The organism is Streptomyces sp. MA5143a, assembly GCF_900290235.1.
Lineage (GTDB): Bacteria > Actinomycetota > Actinomycetes > Streptomycetales > Streptomycetaceae > Streptomyces.
Window position 1 is genome coordinate 130,501 of the sequence record NZ_OLMK01000034.1, and the last position, 16,134, is coordinate 146,634.

The 16,134-nt window shown below is 72.4% G+C and carries 12 protein-coding genes and 2 pseudogenes; 7 read left to right on the forward strand and 7 right to left on the reverse strand.

Going from position 1 to position 16,134, the window contains the following annotated elements:
- Positions 1 to 8 precede the first annotated feature (8 nt).
- The gene (locus tag SMA5143A_RS17145) at positions 9 to 1,751 is read left to right on the forward strand and encodes a cellulase family glycosylhydrolase (protein ID WP_181361893.1); all 1,743 of its coding nucleotides are present in this window, start codon (positions 9 to 11) and stop codon (positions 1,749 to 1,751) included.
- Between the two features lie 24 nt (positions 1,752 to 1,775).
- On the opposite strand, the gene SMA5143A_RS17150 is transcribed toward SMA5143A_RS17145, so the two are convergent.
- On the reverse strand, positions 1,776 to 2,969 hold the full coding sequence (locus SMA5143A_RS17150) for a serine hydrolase domain-containing protein (protein ID WP_107463785.1): 1,194 nt from the start codon (positions 2,967 to 2,969) through the stop codon (positions 1,776 to 1,778).
- 244 nt (positions 2,970 to 3,213) lie between these two features.
- Between SMA5143A_RS17150 and SMA5143A_RS17155 the strand changes: the two genes are divergently transcribed.
- Complete coding sequence (locus tag SMA5143A_RS17155; RefSeq protein WP_107463786.1) at positions 3,214 to 3,678, forward strand: cyclic nucleotide-binding domain-containing protein; 465 nt, start codon at positions 3,214 to 3,216, stop codon at positions 3,676 to 3,678.
- Positions 3,679 to 3,960: 282 nt separating this feature from the next.
- Here the strand turns inward: SMA5143A_RS17155 and SMA5143A_RS17160 are convergent, their stop codons facing one another.
- Entirely contained in the window at positions 3,961 to 4,485 is a 525-nt protein-coding gene (locus SMA5143A_RS17160; RefSeq protein ID WP_107463787.1) for a flavodoxin domain-containing protein, read from the reverse strand.
- 201 nt (positions 4,486 to 4,686) lie between these two features.
- Positions 4,687 to 5,598 (reverse strand): universal stress protein, encoded by a 912-nt coding sequence (locus SMA5143A_RS17165; RefSeq protein ID WP_107463788.1) that lies wholly within the window; start codon positions 5,596 to 5,598, stop codon positions 4,687 to 4,689.
- 189 nt (positions 5,599 to 5,787) lie between these two features.
- Here SMA5143A_RS17165 and SMA5143A_RS17170 point away from each other — a divergent pair, with 189 nt between their 5' ends.
- Positions 5,788 to 7,527 carry a SulP family inorganic anion transporter gene (locus SMA5143A_RS17170; RefSeq protein WP_107463789.1) on the forward strand — a complete coding sequence of 580 codons (1,740 nt, stop codon included), beginning with the start codon at positions 5,788 to 5,790 and terminating at the stop codon, positions 7,525 to 7,527.
- Here SMA5143A_RS17170 and SMA5143A_RS17175 read toward each other — a convergent pair.
- Positions 7,515 to 9,956, reverse strand: coding sequence for a glycoside hydrolase family 65 protein (locus SMA5143A_RS17175; protein ID WP_107463790.1), 2,442 nt, complete (start codon positions 9,954 to 9,956; stop codon positions 7,515 to 7,517). The two genes, SMA5143A_RS17170 and SMA5143A_RS17175, sit on opposite strands and share 13 nt — an antisense overlap.
- Before the next feature lie 477 nt (positions 9,957 to 10,433).
- Positions 10,434 to 10,892 (reverse strand): SRPBCC family protein, encoded by a 459-nt coding sequence (locus tag SMA5143A_RS17180; protein WP_107463791.1) that lies wholly within the window; start codon positions 10,890 to 10,892, stop codon positions 10,434 to 10,436.
- Positions 10,893 to 11,196: 304 nt separating this feature from the next.
- On the opposite strand from SMA5143A_RS17180, the gene SMA5143A_RS17185 reads away from it, so the two are divergent.
- Complete coding sequence (locus SMA5143A_RS17185) at positions 11,197 to 11,550, forward strand: WhiB family transcriptional regulator (RefSeq protein WP_375136500.1); 354 nt, start codon at positions 11,197 to 11,199, stop codon at positions 11,548 to 11,550.
- Positions 11,551 to 11,696: 146 nt separating this feature from the next.
- A pseudogene (locus SMA5143A_RS17190) lies at positions 11,697 to 12,860 on the forward strand (PP2C family protein-serine/threonine phosphatase).
- Between the two features lie 19 nt (positions 12,861 to 12,879).
- On the opposite strand, the gene SMA5143A_RS17195 reads toward SMA5143A_RS17190, so the two are convergent.
- Entirely contained in the window at positions 12,880 to 13,914 is a 1,035-nt protein-coding gene (locus SMA5143A_RS17195; protein WP_107463792.1) for a Rieske 2Fe-2S domain-containing protein, read from the reverse strand.
- A gap of 302 nt (positions 13,915 to 14,216) precedes the next feature.
- Between SMA5143A_RS17195 and SMA5143A_RS43915 the strand changes: the two are divergent.
- Positions 14,217 to 14,510, forward strand: a pseudogene (locus tag SMA5143A_RS43915) (hypothetical protein); the annotation flags it as partial.
- Between the two features lie 120 nt (positions 14,511 to 14,630).
- Here the strand turns inward: SMA5143A_RS43915 and SMA5143A_RS17205 are convergent.
- A complete protein-coding gene (locus tag SMA5143A_RS17205) occupies positions 14,631 to 15,029 on the reverse strand; it encodes a winged helix-turn-helix transcriptional regulator (RefSeq protein WP_107463793.1) in 399 nt (132 codons plus the stop codon).
- A 77-nt stretch (positions 15,030 to 15,106) separates the two neighbouring features.
- Between SMA5143A_RS17205 and SMA5143A_RS17210 the strand changes: the two genes are divergently transcribed.
- Complete coding sequence (locus SMA5143A_RS17210; RefSeq protein WP_181361894.1) at positions 15,107 to 16,060, forward strand: zinc-binding dehydrogenase; 954 nt, start codon at positions 15,107 to 15,109, stop codon at positions 16,058 to 16,060.
- The last annotated feature ends 74 nt before the right edge of the window (positions 16,061 to 16,134 follow it).

The following is a 16,134-nucleotide window of genomic DNA, read 5'->3' on the forward strand; positions in this document are numbered from 1 at the left end:
TGCACGTGATGACGAGGAGACTCGCACGACTTCTTCCGCGACGGCGCCGGTCGCCGCGGATCCCGCGGAGACTGACGGCTGTCGTCCTGGCGCTCGTCCTGCTTCCGCTGCTGCCCGCCGCGGCGCTGGCCGCCGATCCCCCGGTGCCGCCGCCCAGTTCCCCGGCCGCCCGGAGCGCGGTGGCGGCGATGCAGCCCGGCTGGAATCTGGGCAACACCTACGACGCCATCCCCGACGAGACGTCCTGGGGCAATCCCCCGGTGACCAGGGCGCTCTTCCAGAAGGTCAGGTCACAGGGCTTCAAGAGCATCCGGCTGCCCGTCACCTGGGGCATCCACCAGGGCTCGGCGCCCGACTACCGGATCGACGCGGCCTGGATGGCGAAGGTGCGCCAGGTCGTGGACCTGGCGTTGAGCGAGGACCTGTACGTCCTGCTCAACATGCACCACGACTCCTGGATGTGGGTCAACAGCCTCTCCACGGACCACGACGCCGTGCTCGCCCGCTACACCGCGACCTGGACGCAGATAGCGGCCGAGTTCCGTGACAGGTCGCCGAAGCTGGCGCTGGAGAGCATCAACGAGCCCACGTTCAGCGGTACGTCCGGGGACGACGAGAACTACCGGCTGCTGGCCGAACTGAACAAGGTGTTCCACCGGATCGTCCGCGGGTCCGGCGGCGGGAACACGAACCGTCTGCTCGTGCTGCCGACGCTGTACACCAACGCCGACCAGGGCCGGCTCGACGCTCTGGCCGCCGAACTGGCCGACCTGCGCGACCCCATGGTGGCAACGACCGTCCACTTCTACGGCTGGTGGCCGTTCAGTGTGAACATCGCCGGCTACACCCGGTTCGACGCCACCTCCGAGCAGGATCTCACCGGGACCTTCGACCGGGTGCACAACGCCTTCACCGCGCGCGGGATCCCGGTCGTCATCGGCGAGTACGCGCTGCTGGCCTACGACCACTACCGGCCCGGCATCATCCAGCGGGGCGAACAGCGCAAGTACTTCGAGTTCCTCGGCGACTACGCCCGCCGGCGGAACCTCACCACCATGCTGTGGGACGCCGGCCAGTTCCTGAACCGCAACACCCTGCGATGGCGTGACGCGGAGCTGTTCGGGCAGATCAGGTCGAGCTGGGCCACGCGGTCGGGAACCGCCTCCAGCGACATGGTGTTCGTGCCGAAGTCCGGGGCCGTCACGAGCCAGGAGCTCACGCTCAACTTGAACGGCACCGACTTCCAGGGCCTGCGGCACGGCTCCCGCCATCTCCTCAGGGGCAGGGACTACACCGTGTCCGGCAATCGGCTCACCCTGACGGCCACCGCGCTCACCGCGCTGGTCGGCGACCGGGCGTACGGGGTCAACGCGACGCTGGAGGCCAGGTTCTCCCGTGGTGTGCCCTGGCGGATCGACGTGATCAGCCACGACCGACCGGTGCTGTCGAACGCCTCGGGGGACACCGGTGGGCTGAGCGTTCCGACGCAGTTCCGGGGCGACATGCTCGCGACCATGGAGGCGAAGTACGACGACGGAGGCAACGCGGGTCCGGCCAACTGGACGTCGTACCAGCAGTGGGACACCGCCTTCTCGGCGTACACCGGCGACTCCATCAAGCTGACCGCCGAGTTCTTCACCTCGCTGCGGGACAACGCGCGCGTGACACTCACGTTCCACTTCTGGAGCGGTGCGAAGGTCACGTACCACGTCACCAAGTCGGGCAGCACGGTGACCGGTTCACCCGCCTGATCCCGCGGGAGGAATGGGCAGGCGTCAGCTCAGCGGGGCCGGGCGGTCGTAGATGTTGTCCGGTGTGACGACCTCGGTGATCGCGCGGGCGACGAGGGAGGAGGGTTCCTGGCCCTCGTGGGTGATGTCGGTGTTGAGCAGCAGCACCAACGTGGCCTTCTTGGAGGGGAGATGGACGGTGACGCTCTCGTAGCCGGGCAGGGAGCCGTTGTGGCCGATCCACCCGCCGGTCTCCAGGATGCCGAGGCCGTACCTGGTGCCGGGGAAGCCGGTCGGCAGCATCGTGAGCCGCTCGCGCTGGGTCGCCGCGCGAAGGAGCTTCCCGGTGGCGACGATCTCCGCCCAGCGGCGCAGATCGTGCAGGTCCGAGATCATCGCTCCGGCGGCCCAGGCCCAACTGGGATTCCAGTCGGTGGCGTCCACGACCTCACCGGTGAGGATGTCGTCCGTGTACCCGTGCGGGTGCGGCTCGGGGAACTCGGCGCCCCCCGGGAAGAAGGTGCGGTGCAGCCGCGCGGGGCGGAGCACCCGCTCGCGGAGGAAGTCGGCGAAGGGGCGGCCGCCGACCCTCTCGACGACGAGCCCGAGCAGGACCAGGTTGGTGTTGCAGTACTGGAAGGTCGTGCCCGGCGCGGCGGTGTTGGGGTGCTTGAAGCCGTGGCGGAGGAGTTCCGCCGGGGTGAACGAGCGGCTCGGATCGCTGAACAGCGCCTGCGTGAAGTCCTGGTCGGCGGTGTAGGGGAAGAGGCCGCTGCGCATCTCGGCGAGGTGGCGCAGGGTGATCCGGCGGCCGTTCGGTACTCCCGCGACGTACCTTGAGATCGGGTCGTCCAGACGGATCTCGCGGTCGTCGACGAGTTTCAGCAGTGCGGTGACCGTGAAGGTCTTGGTCTCGCTGCCGATCCGCACGAAGACGTCCGTGGTCATCGGCGTGCCGGAGGCGGTGTCGGCGACGCCGGTCGCCCGGACGTAGTCCCCCCTGCCCGGCATCCACAGTCCGGTGACGATCCCGGGGATGCCCGCCTCCCTCCGGGCCTCCTCGATGGTCCGGTCGAGCCGCGCGGTCAGTTCCGGTCCGAAGCCGTCCGGCGGGCACGCCTGGCGGTCGCGGCGACCGGAGGGCTGGAGGGCCGAGGCCGGGGCCGCCGTCAGCGGGGTGAGCACGGAGGCCGCGAGCAGCGCCGCCGAGAACTGTCTGCGGGAGGGGGTGGGTCGCATGCGGTGCCTCTTCCGGAAAGGCCATCGGGTCAGTACTCGAAAGATCACCGTCCCCGCCCCGGCCGAGGACCACCGTCCAGGGCGCGCTCCGGTGAGTCCACTCGTTCGGCGCCATGGGGGTGCCGAAGGGCTTCCAAGGGTGCCCGGTGGTCCCGGCCATGGGGCCGGGTGACCCATGGCGGGGCGCCGGGCACGGGACGATGCTGGAGGTGACAGGGTCCGTACGCCCGTTCCGGAGGTCGTCATGAACGCTCCCCCCACACCCGGCATGCTGCGGGCGTTGCCCGCCGAGCACCGGCAGCGGCTGATGCGGTTCGCCCGTGAGGTGTCGTTCCCGCAGGGGACCCGGATCTTCGACGAAGGGGGTACCGCCGACCGGTTCTGGATCATCCGGACCGGCACGGTCGCCCTCGACATGCGGGTGCCCGGCCGCCGCCCGGCCGTCATCGAGACCCTTCGACACCACGAACTCGTCGGCTGGTCCTGGCTGTTCACCCCGCACGTCTGGCATCTGGGGGCCGAGGCCACCAGCCCGGTGCGCGCCCACGAGTTCGACGCCACCGCGATCCGTCTGATGTGCCGGGAGGACCCCGCGCTCGGCTTCGCCGTCGCCCAGTGGGTCGGCGGAATCCTCGCCCACCGTCTGCACTCGGCCCGCACCCGGCTGCTGGACCTGTACGCGCCCTACGGCAGCGGCAGCCTCCTGTGACGGCCGACGTCATGAGAGTGATCATTCCCCCACCGTAGGTCGCGATGGTCGTCGCGACGGGCCCGGCGGCTCCGGGCGTCCGGACGGCCGCCGCCCTCTGCGCCGGTGAGGGCGGCGGCCGTGGCACGAGCCCTCCTGCTCTCCCCTGTCAGGAGGACTCGCTGGGCACCCTCGCGGCCGCTGCGGCACACGGGTGCGTGCCCGCCGGCGAGCAGCCGCGAGGTGTGGCTGGTGGACCGGCCCGTCGTCCATCCGTCGGGGCCGGTGGAGGACCGGCGGCGCTCACGGGGCGGCGCGGCGCCCGCCGGGCGCGACGCCCGCGAGTTCCGCCGCCCGGTCGGTGGCCCATTCCCGGATCGCGGGGAAGTCACGGAAGTCCCCGCCCTTTCCGGACCGGAGGATCATGCCGGCGACCCATCCCTTGGCCCCTTCCTCCAGGCAGCCGCCGAAGGTGACGTGTCCGTTGGCGTCGAGGCGGACCATGGCCTTCCGCACGCCGGGGACGGGCGGGATGTCCCGTTGCGAGGCGGACGGGTCGAGGGGGCCGCTGCTGAACAGCCACAGGGGCCGTTCGGCGAGGGCCTGACGGTGCCGGTGCAGGAAGCGCCGGGCGTCCTTGTGCCAGCGTCCCGCGTAGAGCGCGCCGCCGACGACGACCGCGTCGTACGGCGCGAGGCTCGCCACGGAGGGGGCCGGGAGCGCCTCGGCGGTGAGTCCCGCCTCGTTGAGGACGTCCGCGACGGTCTCGGCGATCGTCGCGGTGGATCCGTTGGTCGTTCCATAGGCGACCAGCACGCGGGTGGACATGTGGTCCGCCTCCTCTCGGAAGCCGTGGACGGTGCGCGGTGTCAGTCGTCGTGCGCCCGGTGGGGGACGACGGCGACCCGGCAGGCGGCGTGGTGGAGTGCGGTGTGGGCTGGTGGAGGCGTCGAGCACCACCGGACCAGCGGGCGTTGCATCGGTGCTCCTCCTCGGGGTTCCTCGGGGTGTGGGAGCGCGGGCGCCCCGTCAGGGGTGGGCGATCACGGCGACGGGGGCGGCCGAGTGGTGCAGGACGGCGTGGGTGACGGGGCCGATGTGCGTGCCGACGGGGCTGCGGCGGATGCGGCGGCCGACGACCACGAGGGACGCCTCGCGCGAGGCGTCGACGAGGTGGTGGGCGGGGCTGCCCCAGCGGCACACCTCGGTCACGTCGACGTCGGGGAACCTCACCTGCCACGGCTTGAGCACCTCGGTCAGGGCGGTGACCTGGTTCGTTCGCAGCTCGGGGCCGAGTTCCGGGTCGGCGGGGATGGCGTAGGCGTAGTACGGCGGCGGGTTCCAGCCGTTGACGACCCGCAGGGCGGTTCCCCGGCGGGAGGCCGCGTCGAAGGCGAACTCGATCACGGTGTCGTGCGGGTTCTCGGTGTCGAGGCCGAGGACGACGGGCCGGAAGGGGGTGGCGGCCGACGGGATGCCGACCGGGTCGGCCCGGTGCTCGTCGGCGGCCTGCTCCCCGGCGCGGACGAGGACGACCGGCTGCTCGGCGTGCGCGACGACCAGCTGGCCGACGGAGCCCACCAGGAAGCCTCCGATGCCGCTGAGCCCCCGGGAGCCGAGGACGAGCAGCGCGGCGTCCTTCGCCGCGCGGGTCAGGACCTCTCCGGGCCGGCCGCTCATGTGTTCCACTGTGACGTCCACGCCGGGGTGCCGCAGCCGCAGCCCTTCGGCCGCCTCGCGCGGGATGCGCTCGCTCCAGTGCTGGAGCGTCTCGGCGGCGAGCAGCGGTGCCTGGGCGATGGGGTCGGGTACCGGTTCCGGTTCCCGGACGTGGACGAGGGTCAGCGGCAGATCCCGCAGCTTCGCCTCGCGGGCCGCCCACTCGGCGGCGGCCCGGCTCTCGGCCGAACCGTCGAGCCCTGCGACAACGGTGTTCACCATGGTTCTGCCTCCTGAACGGGGTTGTGCTCCCAGCCTCGTGCCGCCGGGGCCCGCGGTGGAGGGGCCGCAAGTCCCCGGCAGGGGCCGAACGTCCCTGCCACGACCGGTTCGGTGCGGAGTCCCGCCGTGTGGCTCGCGTCCGGGCCTCTCCGCGGTGGATGCTGATCTCCACACGGTGGAGGGAGGCCCATGGTCCAGGGCTCGGGCGGACGGCTTGTTCCGTGGTGGCGCCGACTGGCCCCCGGGCTCGGCACCCTCCTCGGCTACCGGCGGGCGTGGCTGAGGGGCGACGTCCTGGCCGGGGTGACGGTCGCCGCGTATCTGGTGCCGCAGGTGATGGCGTACGCGGGGGTGGCGGGGCTGCCGCCGGTCGTCGGACTGTGGGCGATCCTGCCGGCCCTGGCCGCGTACGCCCTCCTCGGCTCGTCCCGGCTGCTGTCGGTGGGCCCGGAGTCGACGACGGCGCTGATGACGGCGACGGTGGTGGCGCCCCTCGCCGCCGGGGACCCGGACCGGTACGCGACCCTGGCGGCGACGCTCGCGATCACGGTGGGCCTGTTGTGCGTGGTGGCGCGGCTGGCGCGGCTCGGCTTCGTCGCGGACCTGCTGTCCCGGCCGGTACTGATCGGCTATCTGGCGGGCGTGGCGCTGATCATGACGGTGGACCAGCTGCCCAAGCTCACGGGGGTCGACACCGCGGGGTCCTCGTTCTTCGCGCAGTCGTGGTCGTTCCTCGGGAACCTGTCGGAGGCGCACACGGCGACCGTCGTGTTCTCCGCCGTCGCGCTGACCGTCCTCTTCACCGCCGCCCGGTACGTGCGGGCCGTTCCCGGTCCCCTGCTGGTGCTGGTCCTGGGCACGGCGGCCGTCGCCGTCCTCGGGCTGGACGACCGGTACGGCATCGAGGTGGTCGGTGACGTGCCGATCGGCCTGCCCGGCTTCTCCTCACCGGACCTGAGCGAGCTGCCCCGGCTGGTGCTGCCCGCGCTGGGTGTGCTGCTTGTCGGCTACACCGACTTCATCCTCACCGCGCGGGCCTTCGCCGACGGCGACGGCGACGGCGACGGCAAGGAGGCGCTCGACGCCGACCAGGAGTTCCTCGCCCTGGGCGCCGCCAACCTCGGGGCGGGTGCGCTGAGCGGCTTCCCGGTGAGCAGCAGCGCCAGCCGTACCGCCCTCGCGTCCACCGCGGGTGCCCGCAGTCAGGCGTACTCGCTGGTCGCCGGGGCGGCGGTCCTGGCGGTGCTGCTCTTCCTCAGCCCTCTGCTGTCCCGCACACCGAGGGCCGTCCTGGGCGTCCTCGTCGTGTACGCGGCCGTCCGCATGATCGACCTGGCGGGTTTCCGCAGGCTCGCGTCGTTCCGCAGGCGGGAGCTGCTGCTGGCGCTCGGCTGCCTCGCCGGGGTCCTCGCCTTCGACATCCTGTACGGGGTGCTCGTCGCCGTCGGCCTGTCGATCGCGGAGCTGCTGACCCGGGTGGCGCGTCCGCACGACGCCGTCCTGGGGCTCGTGCCCGGGGTGGCCGGCATGCACGACATCGACGACTACCCGGACGCCCGCACCATCCCCGGCCTGCTGGTGTACCGCTACGACTCCCCGCTGTTCTTCGCCAACGCGGAGGACTTCCGGCGCCGTGCCCTGGCCGCGGTGGACGAGCAGGAGGACCCGGTGCGTTGGTTCGTCCTCAACACCGAGGCGAACGTCGAGGTCGACATCACCGCCCTGGACGCCGTGGACGAGCTGCGCCGTGAACTGGCCCGGCGGGGCGTCGTCCTCGCGCTCGCCCGCGTCAAGCAGGACCTGATGGACGAACTGAGGGCCTACGGCCTCGCGGAGTCCGTCGGCGCCGACCGGATCTTCCCCACGCTGCCCACGGCCGTGGCCGCGTACCGGGAGTGGAGTGACGACGGGAGCGGTCACGGGGGCTGAGACGGGGACGCGGAACGCCGGGGTCCGGCGTGCGGGCCGCGGTCAGGGGGCCGGTCGGGGAGGTCGAGGTGTCTGCGCTGCCCAGGGTGGAGGCGCACCTCGCGGCCGGGCAGCCGGATGTCGATCGGGGAGCGGTCCGAGTCCGGCACCGTGATCTCCAGGCGGCCATGCTCCAGGCGCAGCCGTACACCCCAGTGGCCCCGGTAGCGCAGGGCGAATCCGTACGCGGACAGCTCCGGCAGCGGCACCGGGTCGAGCCACAGGGCGCCCTCGCGGGTCTCCAGGCCGGTCAGTCCGCGCTGGACGAGGTCGAGGGTGCCGGCCATGGCGCCGAGGTGGATGCCCTCGCCGGTGGTGCCGCCCTGGAGGTCGGCGATGTCGCCGCGCAGGGCCTCCTGGCAGAACGCCCATGCCTCGGCCCGTCGCGCCCGCGCCAGGACCCAGCCGTGCACCAGGCCGCTGAGGGTGGAGCCGTGGCTGGTGCGGGCGAGGTAGTGGTCGACGGTCCGCCGCCAGATGTCGTCGTCCAGCCGGTGGCCGAGCCGGGCGAACAGGCGGTGCAGTTCGGCGGGTGAGAAGAGGTATCCGAGCATCAGCACGTCGGCCTGCTTGGACGCCCGGTAGCGGTTGACGGTGTCGCCCTCGGCCTCCAGGATCCGGTCGAGGCGACGGATGTCGCCGTACCGTCTCCGGTACTGCGGCCAGTCCAGTTCGGCGAGGTCCCCGTAGCCCTCGAACTGGCTGATGACGCCGCTGTGGAAGGGCACGTGCAGGGTGCGGGACACGTCCTCCCAGCGTTCGAGTTCCCCGCCGTCCAGGCCGGTCCGCTCGGCCAGTTCGCGGCGGCGGGGCTCGGGCAGGGCGCGCAGCACGTCGAGCGTGCGGGTGAGCACCCAGGCCGCGGTGACGTTGGTGTACGCGTTGTCGTCGAGGCCGGGTTCCGTCGCACCGGGATAGGAGTCGTGGTATTCGTCGGGGCCGACGACACCGCGCAGGCGGTGCCTGCCGAGGCTCTCGTCGTAGGTCGCGCAGTCCGCCCAGAAGCGGGAGATCTGCAGCAGCATCTCGGCGCCCTTGGTGTGCAGGAACTCGGCGTCGCCGCTCGCCTCGCAGTACTGCCAGACGTTGTACGCGACCGCCGACCCGACGTGGCGCTGGAGCCGGGAGTGGTCGGGCAGCCAGCGCCCGGAGCGCGGGTTGAGGTGGAGTTCCTGGGTCTCCTCCCGTCCGTCGCTGCCGCTCTGCCACGGGTACAGGGCACCGCGTCGTCCGACGGCGCGCGCGGCGGAGCAGGCCTGGTCGAGGCGCCGGTGGCGGTAGCGGAGCAGGGCGCGGGACACCTCCGGGAAGTGCAGGTTCAGATACGGCAGCACGAACAGCTCGTCCCAGAAGACATGGCCCCGGTAGGCCTCCCCGTGCAGCCCCCGGGCGGGTACGCCGACGTCGAGGTCGGCGGTGTGCGGGGACAAGGTCTGCAGGACGTGGAAGAGGTGCAGCCGCAGGATGGTGCCCGCCTCGCCGGGCACTTCCAGGTCGGCGCGGCGCCACAGCTGGGCCCAGGCCGTGGTGTGTGCCGCGAGCAGTCCGTCGAAGCCGGGGGCGCGGCCCACCCGGTCGATCGCGGCGCGCAGCGGGTCGCTGATCGCCGGATCGCGGGAGGTGTGCAGGGCCACGGTCTTGTCGACGGTGCGGGTGGTGCCGGGCGCCAGACGCAGCCGGACCGCCTGGACGGCGTACGGGGGTGCGTGCCGGTCGCGGACCGGAGAGGCCCCGGCGGTCAGGCGGGCCGCCATGCCGACGCGGATGTCGGAGGTGCGGGTGCGGCAGCGCAGCCACACCGTGTCCGTGCCCGTCGAACCGGTGTGCACATGGGTGAGGTGGTGGCCGTCCAGGTCCCGGTAGCGGGGCACGCCGGCGTTGGTGACCCCGCCGTCGAGCCGGGCCTCTACCTCCAGCTCCGTCGCGTCCGGCACCCCGTCGACCCTGAACTGGGTCCGCAGCGCGGCGAGATGGGGGTCGGCCATGTGCACGAGGCGCTGCTGGCGCACCTCCAGGGAGCGTCGTGCGTCGAGCGCGTACGTGGTCCGGCGCTCCAGGGTGCCCGTCGACAGGTGGAGGACCTGGCGGTGGTCGAGCACGGTGCCCGTGTCCGGGGTGAGCCACCGCTGTCCGGGCAGGCGGAAGCGCAGTGGCAGCCAGTTCGGGAGGTTGACCATGTCCTCGTTGTCGACCCGGCGCCCCGCGACGTCGGAGGTGAGCCGGTTGTAGCAGCCGGCGACATAGGTGCCCGGGTAGTGCACGCCGTCGGCGGCGCATTCGGGCAGGGCCCCTCGGGTGGCGAAGCACCCGTTGCCGAGGGTGCACAGCGACTCCCTCAGCCGTTCGTCGGCGGCCTCGTAGCCCTCGTACTCCCACGTCCAGCAGGTCACTCCGTCAGTATCGAAGAGAGCGGGGCTCGCGTCCCGTCGGAACGGCGCGGGGGTGCCGGGCGGCCCGGCCGGTCAGGCGAGCACGGCCTGCCAGTCGGTCCAGAACGGTTCGCGATGAGCATCCCGATCAGGGAGTACCAGGCGACGGGGACCGCCCAGTGGAACTCCCAGACGGCGGCGGCGAGTTGGCGCGGTGCACGGACGATGCCGTGGCTCGCCCCCGGGTAGGGCCGAACGGACCTACGGACGGGGCGATTCCGCCCTGGTCGTGGGAGCGGTACGGCTGGACTTGGCCCGGCCGGAGGCGGCTGGAAGCGGTAGGGCGGGCGGCTTCGCCCCGCCGGGGACGGACGGCTTCGCCCCGGTGGGGGGCGGCCGGCTTCGCCCCGCCGGACGCCGGTTCCGTACATACGTCGGCGCCGGCCACCCGGCAGGCGGTCGGCGCCGACGAGAACGCGTCTCAGGGGTCGGGCGGGGTCACTCGCCGGGCCTGATGCGGCCACGCCAGGCTCCGGACTCGCCGCCGCGCTTCTCCATGTACTCCTTGAAGCGCCGCATGTCGCCCTTCACACGACGGTCGATCATGCCCAGCATGTCGCCCGCCTTCTCGATGCCGCTGGCCTCGATGTCCATGACGAGCTCCACCCGGGTGTGCGTGTCGTCCAGACGTTCGAAGTGGACCGTGCCCTTCTGCTTGGTGTCACCCGTGGTCGTACGCCAGGTGATCCGCTCGTCCGGAAGCTGGTCGACGATCTCGGTGTCGAACTCGCGCTTCACCCCGCCGACCTTGGTCGTCCAGTGGTTGTGGCGGTCGTCGATCTGACGGACCTCCTCGACCCCTTCCATGAACTGCGGGAACTCCTCGAACTGGGTCCACTGGTTGTAAGCGGTGTGGACGGGGACCTCGACTTCCACCGCTTCCTTGACCGTGCTCATCTGAGACCTCCTCGATGCGGTTCTCACCCCGACCTGACCGTCACGGACCAGGGCCGGGGCCTCTGCACGGCGACCGGGTACCCGTGGATCACTCGCCTACGACCGATGCCGCGCTCGGATCTCGTCCGGGACGGTCGCGACAGCGCCGTCCGGGGTCCCGTCACCGGGGGCGGTCGGCAAAAAGGTCACGTCGTCACGGTTGCGAACGCCGGATTTGGCGTGAAAATGGCCCCGCGCGATGTGTCTGCTCGTGACGAGGTCGGTCTCCCCCGGTGGGACAGCGCACTCCGCTGGCAGGGGTCCAGTGGACGCCGGGGCATCGGCGGCGGTGGCCGCCGGTGGCAGGACCGATCCGCTGGTCGCCGACGCGGACGGGAAGGCGGCAGCCATGGACTGGTGGCGGGACGCGGCATGTGCCCATGAGGACCCCGAACTGTTCTTCCCCGTGGCCGTCACCGGGGCCGCCCTGCGGGATCAGCAGGCCAGGGCGAAGGCGATCTGCCGACGCTGCCCGGTGATCCACCCCTGTCTGACGTGGGCGCTCCAGGCGACCGGCGCACAGGGGGTGTGGGGCGGTACCTGCGAGGAGGAACGGCGCGGGCTGCTCCGGGGCCGGGCCCAGGGAGAATCGGCGCTCGGCGTCACGGGCTCGGCGTAGGCTGGCCTTAACAGCCGTACGGGCTTCTCGTCTTCGTCAGCCGTCAGCCGTTCCTGACCACCGTGAACGAACGAGGTCGACGGGCGGAACCGGGCAGTCCCCTTTCGACGGGGCTTGGTGTGGCGGTGTACGAAGACCCGGCGCGCATGCTGGTGGCGCTCACCCGGGCCAGCCATCTGACGACGTTCGAAGGCATATCCCTCCTTGTCGCGACGCACGCGGAGCGTGCCGGACTCGGCCGGACCAGTATCTTTCTGGCCGATCTTCAGCAGGACGTCCTGCGGGAGGTGACCGGCCGCGGCATCGACGCCGGAGACGGCGGGGAGGAACTCCGCGTCGACGCCACTCTCGCGGGCCGGGCCTTCCAGAAGGGCCTGGGCGGCGCGGTGACCGACGGACGCGGGCGGCACTGGATCCCGGTGGTGGACGGCACCGAACGCCTCGGGGTGCTCCGCGTCGACGTCACCGCCGCCGACCCGGACCGGGAGGCGATGCAGGACCTCGCGTCCCTGCTGGGGCTGATGCTGGTGTCCAAGCGCAGCTACAGCGACTCCTACGCCCGCCTCACCCGCACCCGGCGGATGAGCCCCTCCGCGGAGATGCAGTGGACCCTGATGCCGCCGCAGACGTTCTCCGACGGCAGGGTGACGATCGCGGCCGCGATGGAACCGGCGTACGAGACCGCCGGGGACGCCTTCGACTACGCCCTGGCCGCGGACGTCGCCCATCTGGCCATCTTCGACGCCATGGGCCACGACACGGCCGCGGGGCTCACCGCGAACCTGGCCATCGCCACCTGCCGAAGCCACCGCCGCCGGGGAGCGGGGCTGCCCGAGGCGGGCAGCGCGATCGAGGCGGCGCTCCTCGAACAGTTCCGGCACAGCCGCTACGCCACCGGCATCCTCGCCGACCTCGACCTCACGACCGGGTACCTGAGCTGGGTCAACTACGGGCACCCCCTGCCCGTGCTCATCCGGGGCGGCCGTTGGGTCACCACCCTGGACTGACCGCCCACCCACCCCCTCGGCACCGACCTGGGCCTGTCCGCCACGGTCTGCCGGGAGCAGCTGGAACCGGGCGACCGGCTGCTGTTCCACACCGACGGCGTCACCGAGGCGCGCGACACCGGCGGGCAGCAGTTCGGCCGCGACCGCTTCGTCGACTTCGTCGTCCGCCACCACGCGGACGGTGTCCCCCTGCCCGAGACACTGCGCCGACTGGTCCACGCGGTCCTCGACTACCACGACGGATTCCTGGCCGACGACGCCACCGTCCTGTGCTGCGAATGGCACGGCAGCACGCCGCAGTGACGTGATCCGCGGAGCGTCGTCAGTCCCGGTGCCGGCGGGGCCCGTGCCGGTGGCTCCGGCCCGCCGCCCCGGCTCCGCTGTGCCGCCGGTCGGTCGCCTGTCCGTCAGCCGCCCCTCCGGCCGCCGCCTGCGCGTCCTCCGCCCGGCTGTTCGCCGTCGGGTCCGTGCCGTCCTGCTGACGCAGGCGTATCTCGACGTGGCCGTCGGTGATCCGGGTGTCGAAGGCGGGCTGCGGCGCGGTGGCGGGGCCGCGTACGTTCCAGCCGTCCGAGAGGCGGAAGACGCTGCCGTGCCAGGGGCACTGGACGCATCCGTCCGCGACGGTGCCCTCGGACAGCGGGCCCGCGAGGTGGCTGCACCGCTCGGCCAGCGCGTGGAGCGTGCCGCCGATCTCACGCACGACCAGGACCGGCACGTCGTCCACGGCGCGCCGTACGGCCCGGCCGACCGGGAACTCGTCGACGGTGCCGATCCTGCGCCAGCCCTGCGACACGACGTGCGGGACCTCCTCGGCATGGTTGGCTCCGGACGCCTGGCGGTAGGCGAGGTGGCCGCCGAGCATGCCGCCGGCGCCGACCGCCGCCAGCCCCAGGAAACCGTAGGCGCGGCCGGCGAGCGTACGGCCCCGGGCGCGTGAGACGAGCGAGGCGGTGTAGAGGCCGACCGCCGCCACGTTGGCCGCGGCGTGCACGAGGCCGACGCGCTGCTGCTGGCGGTGGAGTTCCGCCCAGTCGACGGCGCCGGCCAGGGCCGCCGGAGCGGCGGCCGCCAGCCCGACACCGACGAGGAGGCCGGCCTCGCGGGAACGGCCGGGGCGCAGATCCAGGACGGCGGCGGAGAGCCAGCTGCCGATCGGCACCTGGACCATCAGCGGATGGACCGGGTGCCCCAGCCAGCGGCCGTGCAGCACGTCCCGGCCGCGCCCCAGCGGCAGGGACCGCACCCGCTCGCGGAGCACGCCGATCACCGCGTCACCCCGTGGCTCCCGCTCCAGCCGGTCCAGCAGCCCGAGGACCCTGTTCTGCGCCGTCCGACGACGTGATGGTGCGCTCATGACCTGCGGGTCCCCGCCGCTGACGACGGCAAACAGCCGGCCCGGTGCCGGACCGGTAACCGGGCCGACAGCGCACCCGATCGCGACATGCACCATTCACCCGATTGGATAGCTTTGTGAAATATGTAATAGTTATGCCTGCGAGACCTCTACCCGAGGGAGTACGGCCGCATGATCCACGGAGCCCACCCGAACGCTCCTGTCTCAACCCGCCACGTGAACATCGCCCGCGCCCGTGACTGCGACAACTGTCGCGGCTGGGGAAGCGTCGTCGACCAAGGACGATTCGAACTCTGCCCTGCCTGCCAGAGCCCGGCGCGGACCCCGTGAGGACATCCAGCGCTCCGCAGCGCGCCGAGGGCGGCGGTACCGCCGTCTGGGAATCCCGGCTCGCCCGGCGCCGCGGACTCATCACCGTCCATCCGCCCGGAGCGACCGCCGCCCATCACGCCAGGGCAGACGAGACCGCCGTCGCCCGGTTGCGCAGGCTCAACGCGATCGCCGCGACCGCGTTCGTCCTCGGCGGAGCGCTCTTCGCCGTGGGTGCCGCTGTCTCCCGGTTAGGCTCCGGCGACGCCACCACCTGCGCGTCGATCTGCTGTGGGGCGTGGTGATCTGACGAATGGACAGTGGGCCCGGCTTGAGCCGTTGTTGCCGCAGGGCTCAAGCCGGGCCGTCCGCCGGCTGTCCAGGCCATCGGGGCGGGGCGCCCCTTCTCAGCCGACCTCGGGCGACCGCTCCGCCGCGGCGTCATAGGCGGCGCGGGCCTCGGCGACGGAGGACCGGTGCCGCTCGGCCCAGCCCACCAGTTCGATCAGCGAGGCGTGGAGCTCCCGGGCCATGGGGGTGAGGTCGTACTCGACCTTGGGCGGCACGGTCGGGTGGACGGTGCGGGTGAGCAGTCCGTCCCGCTCGAGTCTGCGCAGAGTGAGGGTGAGCATCCGCCGGCTGATCCCGTGGATGGCTCGTTCGAGCTCGGTGAAGCGGACCGGGCCGTGGGCGGCCGCGGTCAGGATCCCGATGCTCCACTTGCCCGCCACTCGGTCGAGCACCTCGGTGACCGGACAGGCTTCGGTCTTCACCGCTTCCGCACCACGGATGTGACTGCGTGACATGAATGTGCCTCCTTCCGCCGCACAGCAAGGTTACGGATGATGACTGCTGTTACACATCGTGCACCAAGGGGGAAGACATGCCTGTCCGTGCTCTCGTCGTCGATCCGTCCGCACCCGCCGCCGTCCGCCTCGCCGAGGTGCCCGACCCTGTGGCCGGGCCGGGCCAGGTCCTGGTGGACGTCTCCCACGCTTCCCTGAACTACGGCGACCTCAACGACGCCCGCTCCGGTCGAGTCCCGGTCGGTGCGGTCCTCGGTTCGGACGCCGCCGGGGTGGTGGTGCAGGCCGCCGCCGACGGAACCGGCCCGGCGGTGGGCACCCGCGTGGTCGCCTTGACCTCGGGGGCGTTCGCCGAGCGCGTGGCGATCGATACGGGCGCGCTCGCCGAGGTGCCCCAGGGCTTGGATCTGGCGGATGCGGTCGCTCTGCCGGTCGCCGGACTCGCGGCGCTCCGTTCGCTGCGCGCCGCCGGACTCGGGCCGGGCACAAGGGTGTTGATCACCGGGGCCTCCGGTGGGGTGGGCCGGTTCGCCGTCCAGTTGGCGGCGCGGGCCGGCGCCCACGTGATCGCGTCCGTGGGTTCACCGGCCCGTGGGGAGGGACTGGTCGAGGCCGGCGCCGACGAGGTGCTGATCGGCTTGGAGGGACTCGACCGACTGGTCGACGTGGTCATCGACAGCGTCGGCGGCCCCCAACTGGTCGCGGCATGGAACCTGCTCGCTCCGGGGGGCAGCGTGCAGAGCGTCGGCTGGACCTCCGGTGAGCCCGCGGTCTTTCCTCCGTATGCGACCGTCGGCCCGTCCAAGTCGCTGACGTCCTTCGTCATCGAGGGCGACACGGGCCCGGACCTGGCCGCCCTCACCGAGCTCGCCGCCGAGGGAGCCGTCACCGTCGAGATCGGCTGGCAGGGGCCCTGGGACCGCTTCGCCGACGCCGCCGAGGCCCTGCGCGGGCGCCGGGTCGCGGGGAAGGCGGTCCTGCGGGTGTCACGCGGTGAGCCGGACGCACCGACGCTCGTCCCGCAGGACTAGGGTCTGTCGTTTGGATCATGCGGACTTCGGGCTACGGGCACCAAGCCCCGCGGCCCAGGCGTGATCCAAACGAC